This window comes from Pseudomonas poae (assembly GCF_001439785.1).
In the GTDB taxonomy this organism is placed as follows: domain Bacteria; phylum Pseudomonadota; class Gammaproteobacteria; order Pseudomonadales; family Pseudomonadaceae; genus Aquipseudomonas; species Aquipseudomonas poae.
This window is the reverse complement of sequence record NZ_JYLI01000012.1, coordinates 143,999-158,590: the sequence shown is the minus strand read 5'-3', so window position 1 is coordinate 158,590 and position 14,592 is coordinate 143,999. Positions and strand designations below refer to the sequence as shown.

The following is a 14,592-nucleotide window of genomic DNA, read 5'->3' as shown; positions in this document are numbered from 1 at the left end:
TCAACCATAAGCCAGCCTCGCGCTGGCTTATGCGTTTTCAAGACATGACTATTTGGGAGTAACTGCAGAGCATGTTCCGTAATTCCTATATTCAGCAGAACTCTGATATCCAGGCCGCAGGCGGCCTGGTCCCGATGGTTGTCGAGCAATCCGCTCGTGGCGAACGCGCCTATGACATCTACTCGCGCCTGCTCAAGGAGCGAGTGATCTTTCTGGTTGGTCCAGTAGAGGACTACATGGCCAATCTGATCTGTGCGCAGCTGCTGTTCCTTGAAGCGGAAAACCCGGACAAGGACATCCATCTGTACATCAACTCCCCAGGCGGTTCGGTAACTGCAGGCATGTCGATCTACGACACCATGCAGTTCATCAAGCCGAACGTGTCGACCACCTGCATCGGCCAGGCCTGCAGCATGGGCGCCTTTCTGCTGACCGCGGGTGCCGAAGGCAAGCGTTTCTGCCTGCCGAACTCGCGTGTGATGATTCACCAGCCACTGGGTGGTTTCCAGGGCCAGGCGTCGGACATCGAAATTCACGCCAAGGAGATTCTCTTCATTCGCGAGCGCCTCAACACGTTGATGGCCAAGCACAGCGGTCACACCCTGGAAGAAATCGAACGCGACACCAACCGCGACAACTTCATGAGCGCCGAAGCCGCACGTGCGTACGGGTTGATCGACGCCGTGATCGAAAAGCGCCCAGCCTAATATAAGCGGCGCAAAACAAGGCTGATCGGTTTGTCCGATCATCGGCGGGCTTGAAAAAGCCCGCGTAAGCCTTCATCTTGTGTTGCAAGCCTATCGAATTTGGATCGAACGAATGACTGACACCCGCAACGGCGAGGACAACGGCAAGCTGCTCTATTGCTCCTTCTGTGGCAAAAGCCAGCATGAAGTACGCAAATTGATTGCCGGTCCCTCGGTGTTTATCTGCGACGAGTGCGTCGACCTGTGCAATGACATCATCCGCGAGGAGGTGCAGGAAGCCCAGGCCGAAAGCAGCGCGCATAAACTGCCATCGCCCAAAGAAATCAGCGGCATCCTTGACCAATATGTCATCGGTCAAGAGCGTGCAAAGAAGGTTCTGGCCGTAGCGGTATACAACCACTACAAGCGTCTGAACCAGCGTGACAAGAAAGGCGACGAAGTCGAACTCGGCAAGAGCAACATCCTGCTGATCGGTCCTACAGGCTCGGGTAAAACCCTGCTTGCAGAGACCCTGGCCCGTCTGCTGAACGTTCCGTTTACCATCGCCGACGCCACCACCCTCACCGAAGCCGGCTACGTGGGCGAGGACGTCGAGAACATCATTCAGAAGCTGTTGCAGAAGTGCGACTACGATGTGGAAAAGGCCCAGATGGGTATCGTCTACATCGACGAAATCGACAAGATTTCACGCAAGTCGGATAACCCGTCGATCACCCGGGACGTTTCCGGCGAAGGCGTGCAGCAGGCCCTGTTGAAGTTGATCGAAGGCACGGTTGCTTCCGTACCGCCACAAGGCGGCCGCAAGCATCCGCAGCAGGAATTCCTTCAGGTGGATACGCGCAACATTCTGTTCATCTGTGGCGGTGCATTTTCGGGTCTGGAGAAGGTTATCCAGCAGCGTTCCACCCGTGGCGGCATCGGTTTCAGTGCAGAAGTGCGCAGCAAGGAAGAAGGCAAGAAGGTGGGCGAGTCCCTGCGTGAAGTCGAGCCTGACGATCTGGTCAAGTTCGGTCTCATTCCGGAATTCGTCGGTCGTTTGCCGGTCCTGGCCACGCTGGACGAGCTGGATGAGGCTGCTTTGATTCAGATCCTCACCGAGCCGAAAAACGCCCTGACCAAGCAGTACGCCAAGCTGTTCGAGATGGAAGGTGTAGACCTGGAGTTCCGTACCGACGCGCTCAAATCGGTGGCCAAGCGGGCACTGGAGCGCAAGACCGGTGCACGTGGTCTGCGCTCGATCCTCGAAGGCGTGTTGCTCGACACCATGTACGAAATTCCTTCGCAGTCCGAAGTGAGTAAAGTGGTGATCGACGAAAGCGTTATAGAAGGCAAGTCCAAGCCACTGTATATCTATGAAAACAGTGAGCCGACTGCCAAGGCTGCGCCAGACGCGTAAGCGTTTGCAGTCACGATACAAACAAGGGGCCTCCAGGGGCCCCTTTGTTTTGGCTGGGTTTTTAGCTGCGAGCGTTTACCGCGTTTAACTGCTGGCAATAAGCTTGTTTTTTTTGCATGCAGCCCCCATCTTGGTTCCATGCTTATTTTTCAACTGTCATAGAGGCGAAATCATGAAGACAACCATTGAATTGCCTCTCCTGCCGTTGCGTGATGTCGTCGTTTATCCGCACATGGTTATCCCGCTGTTCGTGGGGCGCGAGAAGTCTATCGAAGCCCTCGAGGCCGCGATGACGGGCGACAAGCAGATCCTGCTGTTGGCCCAGAAAAATCCTGCTGATGATGATCCGGGCGAAGACGCCCTGTATCGCGTCGGCACCATTGCCACCGTCCTGCAACTGCTCAAGCTGCCCGATGGCACCGTCAAGGTGCTGGTGGAAGGTGAGCAGCGCGGTGCGGTCGAGCGCTTCATGGAAGTGGACGGTCACCTGCGCGCTGAAGTGGCGCTGATTGACGAAGTCGAAGCGCCTGAGCGCGAGTCAGAAGTTTTCGTGCGCAGCCTGCTCTCGCAGTTCGAGCAGTATGTGCAGTTGGGCAAGAAAGTCCCGGCTGAAGTGTTGTCGTCCCTCAACAGCATTGATGAGCCGAGCCGTCTGGTCGACACCATGGCCGCGCACATGGCGCTGAAGATCGAACAGAAGCAGGACATCCTCGAAATTATCGATCTGTCGGCCCGTGTCGAACACGTGCTGGCGCTGCTGGATGCCGAAATTGATCTGTTGCAGGTCGAAAAACGCATCCGCGGCCGCGTGAAGAAGCAGATGGAGCGCAGCCAGCGCGAGTACTACCTGAATGAGCAGATGAAGGCCATTCAGAAAGAACTCGGCGACGGCGAAGAAGGCCACAACGAGATCGAAGAGCTGAAAAAGCGCATCGATGCCGCTGGCCTGCCCAAGGATGCACTGACCAAAGCGACCGCCGAGCTGAACAAGCTCAAGCAGATGTCACCGATGTCGGCTGAAGCTACCGTGGTGCGCTCCTATATCGACTGGCTGGTGCAGGTGCCGTGGAAGGCTCAGACCAAGGTACGCCTGGACCTGACCCGCGCCGAAGAAATCCTGGATGCCGACCACTATGGTCTCGAAGAGGTCAAAGAACGCATCCTCGAATACCTCGCCGTGCAAAAGCGCGTGAAGAAGATTCGCGGTCCGGTGTTGTGCCTCGTCGGTCCACCCGGCGTGGGTAAAACGTCCCTGGCCGAGTCGATTGCCAGTGCCACCAATCGTAAATTCGTGCGCATGGCTCTTGGTGGCGTGCGTGACGAAGCGGAAATTCGTGGTCATCGCCGTACCTACATCGGTTCGATGCCAGGAAGATTGATTCAGAAGATGACGAAAGTCGGGGTGCGCAACCCGCTGTTCCTGCTTGATGAAATCGACAAGATGGGCAGCGACATGCGTGGCGATCCGGCATCGGCGTTGCTGGAAGTGCTCGATCCAGAGCAGAACCACAACTTCAACGACCATTACCTCGAAGTCGACTACGACCTGTCCGACGTCATGTTTTTGTGCACCTCCAACTCCATGAATATTCCGCCGGCGCTGCTGGACAGGATGGAGGTGATTCGTCTGCCGGGTTACACCGAAGACGAGAAGATCAATATTGCGGTCAAGTACCTTGCGCCCAAGCAGACCTCGGCCAATGGCCTGAAAAAAGGTGAGATCGAGCTCGAGGTCGAAGCGATTCGCGACATCGTGCGTTACTACACCCGCGAGGCCGGTGTACGGGGCCTTGAGCGCCAGATTGCGAAAATCTGTCGCAAGGCGGTTAAGGAGCATGCGCTGGAAAAACGCTTCTCGGTGAAGGTTTCGTCCGACTCTCTGGAGCACTTCCTCGGTGTGCGTAAATTCCGCTACGGGCTGGCCGAGCAGCAGGATCAGGTCGGCCAGGTGACTGGGCTGGCATGGACCCAGGTGGGCGGCGAACTGCTGACCATCGAAGCGGCGGTCATTCCGGGCAAGGGGCAGTTGATCAAGACCGGTTCTCTGGGGGATGTTATGGTCGAGTCCATCACTGCCGCGCAGACCGTCGTGAGAAGCCGCGCTCGCAGTCTGGGGATCCCTCTGAACTTCCACGAGAAGCACGACACCCACATCCATATGCCGGAAGGCGCGACCCCGAAGGACGGCCCCAGTGCCGGCGTAGGCATGTGCACAGCGCTGGTCTCGGCCCTGACCGGAATTCCGGTACGCGCCGATGTCGCCATGACCGGGGAAATTACCCTTCGCGGTCAGGTACTGGCCATTGGTGGCCTTAAAGAGAAATTGCTTGCGGCACACCGGGGCGGCATCAAGACGGTGATCATTCCTGAAGAGAATGTTCGCGACTTGAAGGAAATTCCTGACAATATCAAGCAGGATCTTCAGATTAAACCGGTTAAATGGATTGACGAAGTCCTGCAAATTGCGCTGCAATACGCGCCCGAGCCCTTGCCGGATGTGGCTCCGGAGATAGTCGCCAAGGATGAAAAACGCGAGTCTGATTCCAAGGAAAGAATTAGCACGCATTAATGTGTTGAAGCCTTGGGGGTTTCCTTGACAGTTTTTTAGAGCCCTTGTTATAAAGCGGCTCTTAAGTGTCTGTAGGCCATTCAGCACCGTTTTTTGCTGTTACAAAAAAACTTAGAATCATACTCAATAGATATATAAGGGGACTTAGAGTGAACAAGTCGGAACTGATTGATGCTATCGCTGCATCCGCTGATATCCCGAAAGCTGCTGCCGGCCGTGCGCTGGACGCAGTGATCGAATCCGTCACTGGCGCTCTGAAGGCCGGCGACTCCGTGGTCCTGGTCGGCTTCGGTACATTCTCCGTGACTGATCGCCCAGCCCGCACTGGCCGTAACCCACAGACTGGCAAAGCACTGCAAATTGCGGCTGCCAAAAAACCAGGTTTCAAAGCCGGTAAAGCTCTGAAAGAAGCCGTTAACTAAGCTTCGTTCACGCCTTGCCTACCCGGGCCAGACGCAAGTCTGGTCTGGCAGCGGAGCGGCAGCTGACCCACGTATCCATTGGGTCGCACGCCGGGGGTGTGGGTTCAAACCCCCGTCCGCTCCGCCAGTTACGAGAAGGCGCATCCTCGGATGCGCCTTTCTTCTATCCGGATTCTACCCACGCTCCACGGTTGCCAATTTTTGAAGTTCAACCGTTTCTGGGGGACGCATGCTGCAAAATATCAGGGACAATTCACAAGGCTGGATTGCCAAGACCATTATCGGGATCATCGTCGCATTGATGGCGTTCACCGGTATCGAGGCCATTTTTCAGGCTTCGACCAACAACAAACAGGACGTGGCCAAGGTCAACGGTGACGAAATCACCCAGACCGAACTGAGTCAGGCTGTCGACATGCAACGGCGCCAGCTGATGCAACAGCTGGGCAAGGATTTCGATGCTTCCATGCTCGACGAGAAACTGCTGCGCGAAGCGGCGCTCAAGGGCCTGATCGATCGCAAGCTGCTGCTGCAAGGCGCGGCGGATTCCAAGTTCGGCTTCTCTGAAGCGGCTCTGGACCAGGTGATCCTGCAGACCCCTGAATTCCAGGTGGACGGCAAGTTCAGCGCCGAGCGCTTTGACCAGGTAATCCGTCAACTGGGCTACACCCGGCTGCAGTTCCGTCAGATGCTGACTCAGGAAATGCTGATCGGCCAGGTTCGCGCAGGCATCGCCGGCAGTGGTTTCGTGACCGACGCCGAAGTGCTTGCATTCGCCCGTCTGGAAAAACAGACCCGCGATTTCGCCACCGTCGGCATCAAGGCAGACCCTGCGGCGGTGAAGCTCACCGACGACGAGGTCAAAGCCTACTACGACCAGCACGCCAAGGAGTTCATGACGCCAGATCAGGTGGTCATCGACTATCTGGAACTGAAAAAGTCGTCCTTCTTCGACCAGGTCACGGTCAAGGATGATGAGTTGCAGGCGGCCTATCAGAAAGAAATCGCCAACCTCTCCGAACAGCGTCGTGCCGCGCATATCCTGATTGAAGTCAACGACAAGGTCACCGAGGCGCAGGCCAAGGCCAAGATCGAAGAGATTCAGGCACGTTTGGCCAAGGGTGAGAAGTTCGAGGCCCTGGCCAAGGAGTTCTCCCAGGATCCGGGTTCGGCCAACAACGGCGGCGATCTGGGCTTTGCTGGCCCTGGCGTCTATGATCCGGACTTCGAAACCGCCTTGTACGCCTTGAACAAGGACCAGGTTTCGGCGCCGGTGCGCAGTGCGTTCGGATGGCACCTGATCAAGCTGCTCGGCGTTGAGGCACCGCAAGTACCGACGTTTGCCAGCCTGAAAGACAAGCTGACCCGCGAGCTGAAGACCCAGCAGGTTGAGCAGCGTTATGTCGAAGCCACCAAGCAACTGGAAGATGCGGCTTTCGAAGCCTCCGATCTGGCCCAGCCAGCGTCGGACCTGAAGCTTGCCGTGCACACCTCCGCGCCGTTTGGCCGTGAGGGTGGCGAAGGTGTTGCGGCCAACCGTGCCGTCGTGACCGCTGCGTTCAGCCCGGAAGTGCTGGATGAAGGCGCCAACAGCAGCGCCATCGAGCTGGACCCTGAAACCATCATCGTGCTGCGTGCCAAGGAACACCTGAAGCCTGCGCAACTGCCGCTGGAAAAAGTGGCGGACGCGATTCGTGCACAGATGACCAAGGAGCGCGCAATCGCCGCTGCCAAAACTCACGCTGACGAATTGATCGCCAGCCTGCGTGATGGCAAGACCGCGCTGAACCAGCCTATTGATGGTCAGGCCTGGAAAGTCACCGAAGCGGCTACCCGTAGCCAGGAAGGGATCGATCCGGCCGTGCTGCAGGCCCTGTTCCGCATGCCCAAGCCTGCGGCCAAGGACAAGCCTACCTTCACCACCGTGACTCTGGCTGACGGCAGCCTGGTGCTGGTGCGCTTGAACGGTGTCAACGAAGCTGCTGCCCCAACGGATGAAGAAAAGGCGCAATACCGTCGCTTCCTTGCTTCCCGTATCGGCCAGCAGGACTTCGCGGCGTACCGCAAGCAGTTGGAAACCCAGGCGGACATCAAGAAGTACTGATGTCGGCTTGAACAGAAAGACCCCGCCCTGAAAAGGCCGGGGTCTTTTTTTTCGCCTGTCGATCCAATAGTGAAGCGCTAATATCGCAAGGGTCTGGAATTTTTACTGACAGGAATGCGCGCGCCCGGGGGCCGTTCTGTTGCACAATACCGGCCGGACTGTTTTTCTCAGGATTTTCGATGTCGACATCATTTCACTTGCGTGGCCTCGGGCTGGCGCTGGTGCTGGCGGGCGCTGCGGGCTGCTCGTCACCCAAGACCGCTATTTATGAGCATGAGAACTTCGACGACTCCGGCACGTTTTCCCGTGATTACCCGGTCAGCGATGTCGCGGCGTGCGAAGCTGCCCGGCGTGCATTGCTCAGCCAGGGCTACATCATCACCAGCAGCGATCCGAAGCTGGTGGTGGGCAACAAGAGCTTCCAGCAGACCGGCGAGACGCACCTGCAGATCAGCTTCAACGTGGTGTGCGCCGATGATGGCAGTGGCAAGCATTCGACGATGTTCGCCAACGCCTTGCAGGACCGATATGCGCTGAAGAAGGTCAATAACTCTGCGAGCCTCGGCGTGGGTGTGCTGGGCTCAGTATCGATGCCCATCGGCTCCACCGATGACTCGATGGTGAAAGTGGCAAGTGAGACGGTTTCAGCGCCCAAGTTCTACGACCGCTACTTTGCGCTGGTGGACGTCTTCCTGCCCCAGGAAGTGAAGAAGGCTGCGCACATTCCGGAGACGCCCAAGGCAGAACTGGGCATGCCCGAACCCAAGGCTGCGCCCTTGACTGCGCCGGCAACCGAGAAGGTTGAGGCGCCGAAAGAAGAGCCAGCCGCGTCTCAGCCGCTTGCGCCGCCACCTGAGGCAGCGCCGATTGCGCCGCAGACAGAGCCCGCAGCGGCACCTGCAGCCGAGCCGGCACCTTCGCCGACCAATCCAAGCCTGCCGGCGCCCACCGAGGCGATTCCGCCGCTGCCAACGCAGCCTTGAGCCTTGCCACATCCTCAAGTGCAGGAACGTCACGGTGCTGACTTTTTTTCGTCATGACGGCACTTTAGGCTGGTGATGCAGGTCATTAACCTGTCATCGCTATCCAAAAGGAGCTCACCATGGACGATTATCAGGAAGAACTGCTGGAGTATCAGGCCTTTGAACTGGATCCGCTGGATCCGGTCGACGACGCCACCGAGTTGTAACCCCGACTTCAGGCGGAATGCCGCTGACTGCGGCGAAATTCCCCTGGGGTCTGGTTGTTCCAGCGTCTGAAGGCCCGTTGAAACGCCTGGGCCGATGCAAAGCCGAGCAGGTAGGCGATCTCGCCGAACGCCAGTTCCGTATCGCGAATGTAGGTCATGGCCAGGTCGCGGCGGGTGTCGTTGAGAATGGCGCGAAACCGGGTGCCTTCGTCGGCCAGTTTGCGCCGCAGTGTCCAGATCGGCAGCTTCAAGCGTGCCGCCACTTCTTCAAGGTCGGGTTCCCGGCCGCCATTGAGCATTGGCCCGAGCAAACGGGTGATGCGCTCGCGCAGGCTGCGGGTGCGTGTCAACTGCTCCAATTCCCTTTCACACAGCTGTAGCAACAGTTGCCAGGTACTCGGGCAATGCTGCGGATTGCGCAGGGCCAGGCTGTGTTGACTCAGGCGCAACTGGTTGGCCTCGGCGCCAAAGTGGATCGGGCCTTGCGCCAGCACACCGTATTGTTCGTGGTAGTCCGGTGCTTCGAATTCGATGTCAATGCGCTGCGCCTGCACGGTCTGTTGTGCAAGGCTCGACAGTTGGTGCAGCCAGCCAGCGATGATTGAGTCCACCACGAAGCGGTTATAGGCGTTGTAGGGGCTTATGGAGTAGAACCTTAGCCACGCGCCTTCTGCATCCTCATGAAAGCTGGATTGGCCTCGATAGTTGGAGCCGTAGAGCGCTTCGAAGCGCGTAAGCGTGCGAGCGGCCTCGCGCACCGTGGGCGCCTGGGCTGCCGTGACGCCCGCCAGGCCCGCTTGACTCAGCCGGCTGAGCCTGCCCATGCGCAGGCCCAGGCCCGGGTCGCCGGTGAGTTGGATGGCCGCATGGCCCAGGCGCATATAGCGCGGGATCGACAAGCGTGCGCCGGCTTCAGCGAGGCGCGCAGGATCAAAGCCGTAGTGCAGCAGCAGCGGTTGCGGATCGAGGCCATGGCTTTGGATCGCGTCGGCCAGGCTGTGCAGGAAGCCGACCGACAAGTCCCCCAGTCGCACCGGCTTCACGCTGTTACAGCCAGATGTTCAGCAGGCGTGCGCCACGGGCGCTGCCGTCGGCAAACACCTGGCCGTTGCTGCTCAAAAAGCTCTGGCCGGAGCTGCCCAGGTCCCAGAATTGTCCACGCTGGAACACACTCATGCCGGCGGTGGCCTGGCTGATCGGTTGCTGACTGATCAACGTCAGGCGATGCCAGGCCTGACCCTCGCTGAGCTCCTCGGGCTTGAGGCTGATTTCTGTTGGGGTGGACACGCTTTTGAAACCGCGCCATGGGCGGTCCCAGGTGTCGCGACCGATCACATACGCCGGCACCGAGATCAGTTGAGCGCCTTGTTCGTTGAGCTTGCGGTAGTTGTCGGGGTACCAGCTATCACTGCCGATCAGAATGCCCAGGCGGCCGGCCGGGGTGTCCACTACATTGACGATGTTTTCATCACCCGGCTCGATAAAGCCGCGCTCATCGTAGATCGGGTAGAACTGGCGTTGCGGCTGGCCTACTGCCAGGCCGTCGGCGGCAAATACCACGCTGGCGTTATACAGCGGGCCATGGCCGACCTGCAGTTGTCCCTGGCTTACGCTTGGGTTGGGCAGGGCGATGGAACCGGCCACCAGCGTTACCCCGAATTCCTTGGCCAGGCCGCCGAACAGCAGCTGATAGTCGCGCGCCATGGCTTCGGCTTTCATGCGCAGGTAGGCGTCGTTCATGCGGTCGCCGCCAGTGGCGCTGATCCACGAGCGCGCGAACGACAACGGATTGCTGAGCGCCAGCCAGCTCATTGCGTCCTGCCAATGAGTGGCCTGGTACAACTCGTTTTTTTCGCCGACGAGCATCAGCCAGGTGCCGATATGTTCGGGCATCACCACGATAGTCTTGTCGTTGATCAAGCCCTCGTCGCGGGCCTTTTGCAGGTAGGCTGCGAGTTTAAGGTGCAGGCGCTCCACACTCTGGTAATCGGCGGGGAACAGCTCCGGCTGGATGCCCAGCAGGTTGCCCCGATCGGCAGGCTGGCCCTGGTTGACGGCGACATTGATGCGCAGGTCCGACAGGTAATGCGCCACGGGGCGATCCTGGGTCCAGACCAGATAGGCGGTGAGGGCGGCAACCAGGGCCATGGTGACGGTGAGGGCTAAGAGTTTACGCATGGATAACGGACAACGAACCTGGGACGGGGCATGAATTTTCGACTGACGTGCGAATGAGGATACACAGAGTCGGCGGGTTACAGGAATTATTGGGGCGATGCGCGGCGTTTTCCTCGCCACGGTGGCCATTTTCGCCAATGCTGACGCTTGCGCGTTGGAACCGGATCGTCCGGCTTGGTTCCTGCGCGGCTTTATTCTTTGAGGCCCTCAAAGCATTGCCCGCCTGCGACCCATTCACGCAGGGCGGCGGGTGACAGGGGTTTACAGAAGAAATAGCCTTGGCCCTGATGGCATTGCCAGTCACGCAAGAGTCGGTAGTTCAAAAGGGTTTCCACGCCCTCGGCCACCACGGTGAGATTGAGGTTTCGCGCCAGGCTGATGATGCCTTTGACGATATGCCAATTGCTGGTGTCGGGCCGTAGATCCACCAGCAGTGAGCGGTCGAGCTTGACGCTTTTGGCGGGAATGTCCCGCAAATACCGCCAGTTGCTGTAGCCGCTTCCAAAGTCGTCGATGGCGATGGCCACGCCCAACTGGTGCAGGCGCATGAGCTGATGCTGGACGGCATCGAAGTCGGGAATCAGCACGCTTTCGGTGAACTCCAGTTCAATGCACTGCGGCGCCAGGTTGAACTGCGCCAGTGAGTGGGTCAGCTCATCAATCAATTGGCCATCGGTGAGGTCTATCGATGACACATTGAGCGACACGTTCAGGTGCAGGCCCTGGTTTCTCCACGCGTCTATCTGCTTGCATACGTTTCTCACCACCCAACTGGTGATATGGCGAATGGCGGCGGTGGTCTCTGCCAGGCCGATGAATTCGGCTGGCCCGATTTCTCCCAGTACCGGATGCGTCCAGCGCAAAAGCGCCTCGACCGAGTCGCAGCATTTGTTGGCCAGATTGATGCGAGGCTGATATTCCAGGCGCAACTGGTCCGGCGCGAGCAACGCGGATTCGATCGAGTGAAGCAGCATTGCGCTGCGCTGTGCGTGGGCATCGATGGTAGCGTCGTAATACAGCCATCGATGCTCGGAACGCCGTGCCGTGTCCGTCACGCTGGCCATCAACCGCACGTTATCGACAGGCGGCACGGCGTTGGGTCCGATCCTCAGTACGCCGATGCCGACATCGGCGAACACCGGCACATTCTGAAAGTGCACCGGCTGCGCGAGGGCAGCGGTGAGTCGCTGGATAAGCGCAGGCAGGTCAACTTCGGAGTCATCATCCATCAGCACGGCGAAGCTCAGCGTGCCGGCGCGATACAGACGGGCATGCCCGGGCAGTGCCGAGGCGAGTACATTTTTCACCCCAAGCATGAACTCGACGAAACAGTCCAGGCCCAGGGCTTTTACCAGCCTGTCCATGCCGAATGCGGTCAGTGGCTCGATCAGTATGGCCAGGCGCTCCGGCAGGCCTGCCGCGCCTTTCGCAACGTCGCGTTCAAAACACTCGCGATTGGACAGCCCGGTCAGCGCATCGATGAAGTGCTTGTCGTGAATGAAATCCAATCGGGCGGCGGCCACCGCGGCGGCGTTGTGCAGGAACAGGTTGTCCTGCTCGCTCATCGGTGCGCGCGTATGCGGGTCCGGCGTCGCAAAATGCGCCGACACCATCGCAATGATGCTGTCGAGCACCTCATCCACCTCGGGCGCGGGCGCGGGCGTGTGCTCAGTCAACGCTGATAAGGATGTGGGCATTTTTCTCAGTCCTACGAGGGCGGCGTGGTCTCAGGATGCAGGCGCTGCGCGATTACCTGAAGTCAGCAAAGTGGATGGGGTTGATAGGTACGCTGAATTATTGCGCGGGTGGGAAACAGATGCTGTGCATTCAGGTTAACAAGTTGTTAGTTTGGGTCATTGAGTGGCAGCCTGTCGCCTCTTAATCTGTTGAACATAAACCGATGGGGTGTCATTCGAATGCTCCACGTCCCGTGATGATCCGTTGTGGAGCTGTACCATGACCGCTGCTGCCTACCCGCACCTGCTGGCCCCGTTGGACCTGGGTTTTACCACATTGCGTAACCGCACCCTGATGGGTTCGATGCACACCGGCCTGGAAGAAAAGCCCGGTGGTTTCGAACGTATGGCGGCTTATTTCGCCGAGCGTGCCCGGGGCGGCGTCGGCCTGATGGTCACCGGCGGGATTGGTCCGAATGATGAAGGCGGCGTGTATGCCGGCGCTGCCAAGCTGACCACCGAGGCAGAAGCGCACCAGCACAGGATCGTCACCCAGGCGGTGCACGCCGCTGGCGGCAAGATCTGCATGCAGATTCTGCATGCCGGCCGTTACGCCTACAGCCCCAAGCAGGTGGCGCCAAGCGCGATCCAGGCGCCGATCAATCCGTTCACGCCCAGAGAGCTGGACGAAGAGGGCATCGAAAAACAGATTCGGGATTTCGTCACGTGCGCGCGGCTGGCTCAGGTCGCCGAGTATGACGGCGTGGAAATCATGGGCTCCGAAGGCTACTTCATCAATCAGTTTCTCGCCGCCCACACCAACCACCGCACCGACCGCTGGGGCGGCAGCTACGAGAACCGCATGCGTCTGGCGGTGGACATCGTGCGTCGGGTGCGTGAAGCCGTGGGTCCCCATTTCATCATCATCTTTCGCCTGTCGATGCTCGACCTGGTGGAAGGTGGCAGCAGTTGGGAAGAAATCGTGCAACTGGCCAAGGCCATCGAGCAGGCCGGCGCGACAATTATCAACACCGGCATCGGCTGGCACGAAGCGCGCATCCCGACCATCGCCACCAAGGTGCCGCGCGGCGCGTTCAGCAAAGTCACGGCCAAGTTGCGTGGCGCGGTGCAGATCCCACTGATCACCACCAACCGTATCAACACCCCGGAGATTGCCGAGCAGATCCTTGCCCAGGGCGATGCGGACATGGTCTCCATGGCGCGCCCGTTTCTCGCCGACCCGGAATTCGTCAACAAGGCCGCAGCCGGACGTGCCGATGAGATCAATACCTGCATCGGCTGTAACCAGGCCTGCCTGGACCATACGTTTGGCGGCAAACTGACCACCTGCCTGGTCAACCCGCGCGCGTGTTACGAGACCGAACTCAACTATCTGCCGACCACCCGCAGCAAAAAAATCGCCGTGGTCGGCGCAGGGCCGGCCGGGCTGGCCGCTGCCACGGTGGCTGCCGAGCGCGGCCACCAAGTGACGCTGTTCGATTCGTCGAGCGAAATCGGCGGTCAGTTCAACATTGCCAAGCGGGTGCCAGGCAAGGAAGAGTTCTTCGAAACCCTGCGCTACTTCACGCGCAAGCTACAAACCACTCAAGTGGAGCTGCGGCTGAACACCCGCGTGGATGTCGCTCAGCTGGCGGCGGGCGGCTATGACGAAATCATCCTGGCCACTGGTATCGCACCGCGTACGCCCGCCATTGCGGGCGTCGACCACGCCAAGGTGTTGAGCTATCTGGATGTGATTCTGCAGCGCAAGCCCGTGGGCAGGCGCGTTGCCGTGATCGGTGCCGGCGGCATCGGTTTCGACGTCTCGGAGTTCCTGGTTCACCAGGGCGTGTCCACCAGCCTGGATCGCGACGCGTTCTGGAAGGAATGGGGCATCGACACCCACCTGCAAGCGCGTGGCGGCGTGGCAGGCATCAAGCCGCAGCCGCACTTGCCCGCGCGTGAGGTCTTCCTGCTGCAACGCAAGGCCTCCAAGGTCGGCGACGGCCTGGGCAAGACCACCGGCTGGATCCACCGCACGGGGCTCAAAAACAAGCAGGTGCAGATGCTCAACAGCGTCGAGTATTTGAAGATCGATGACGAGGGCCTGCATATCCGCATCGGCGCCGAGGGCGAGCCTCAGGTGCTGGCGGTGGACAACATTGTCATTTGCGCAGGACAGGACCCGTTGCGCGAATTGCACGACGGCCTGGTCGCGGCGGGTCAGAGCGTGCACCTGATTGGCGGCGCCGATGTGGCGGCCGAGCTGGACGCCAAGCGCGCCATCAACCAGGGTTCGCGCCTCGCCGCCGAGCTGTGAGACCCGTGCAGGGGCGGTGTTAAACTAACGC

General features: G+C 59.4%; 10 protein-coding genes. 7 read left to right on the top strand and 3 right to left on the bottom strand.

All coding sequences use genetic code 11. The features are described from left to right. Positions 1-71 precede the first annotated feature (71 nt). The 6 genes from clpP to TU75_RS16035 all read left to right on the top strand — a co-directional run bounded on the left by clpP (position 72) and on the right by TU75_RS16035 (position 8,181). Positions 72-707 (top strand): ATP-dependent Clp endopeptidase proteolytic subunit ClpP, encoded by a 636-nt coding sequence (gene clpP, locus TU75_RS16060; RefSeq protein ID WP_003238276.1) that lies wholly within the window; start codon positions 72-74, stop codon positions 705-707. Between the two features lie 112 nt (positions 708-819). Then, a complete protein-coding gene (clpX, locus tag TU75_RS16055; RefSeq protein WP_003238279.1) occupies positions 820-2,103 on the top strand; it encodes an ATP-dependent Clp protease ATP-binding subunit ClpX in 1,284 nt (427 codons plus the stop codon). A gap of 172 nt (positions 2,104-2,275) precedes the next feature. Further along, entirely contained in the window at positions 2,276-4,672 is a 2,397-nt protein-coding gene (lon, locus tag TU75_RS16050) for an endopeptidase La (protein ID WP_060549483.1), read from the top strand. Positions 4,673-4,806: 134 nt separating this feature from the next. Then, entirely contained in the window at positions 4,807-5,094 is a 288-nt protein-coding gene (locus TU75_RS16045; RefSeq protein ID WP_221034285.1) for an HU family DNA-binding protein, read from the top strand. 229 nt (positions 5,095-5,323) lie between these two features. After that, positions 5,324-7,198, top strand: a complete 1,875-nt coding sequence (locus TU75_RS16040) for a SurA N-terminal domain-containing protein (protein ID WP_015372461.1) — start codon at positions 5,324-5,326, stop codon at positions 7,196-7,198. A gap of 179 nt (positions 7,199-7,377) precedes the next feature. Further along, complete coding sequence (locus TU75_RS16035) at positions 7,378-8,181, top strand: DUF2242 domain-containing protein (protein WP_060549482.1); 804 nt, start codon at positions 7,378-7,380, stop codon at positions 8,179-8,181. 214 nt (positions 8,182-8,395) lie between these two features. Here the strand turns inward: TU75_RS16035 and TU75_RS16030 are convergent, their stop codons facing one another. The 3 genes from TU75_RS16030 to TU75_RS16020 form a co-directional block, all read right to left on the bottom strand. Further along, on the bottom strand, positions 8,396-9,430 hold the full coding sequence (locus tag TU75_RS16030; protein ID WP_060549481.1) for an AraC family transcriptional regulator: 1,035 nt from the start codon (positions 9,428-9,430) through the stop codon (positions 8,396-8,398). Positions 9,431-9,434: 4 nt separating this feature from the next. Then, positions 9,435-10,565 (bottom strand): carbon-nitrogen hydrolase family protein, encoded by a 1,131-nt coding sequence (locus TU75_RS16025; protein ID WP_060549480.1) that lies wholly within the window; start codon positions 10,563-10,565, stop codon positions 9,435-9,437. A 191-nt stretch (positions 10,566-10,756) separates the two neighbouring features. After that, a complete protein-coding gene (locus TU75_RS16020; RefSeq protein WP_231981938.1) occupies positions 10,757-12,262 on the bottom strand; it encodes a putative bifunctional diguanylate cyclase/phosphodiesterase in 1,506 nt (501 codons plus the stop codon). A 259-nt stretch (positions 12,263-12,521) separates the two neighbouring features. On the opposite strand from TU75_RS16020, the gene TU75_RS16015 reads away from it, so the two are divergent. After that, on the top strand, positions 12,522-14,561 hold the full coding sequence (locus TU75_RS16015) for an NADPH-dependent 2,4-dienoyl-CoA reductase (protein WP_060549479.1): 2,040 nt from the start codon (positions 12,522-12,524) through the stop codon (positions 14,559-14,561). Positions 14,562-14,592 lie beyond the last annotated feature (31 nt).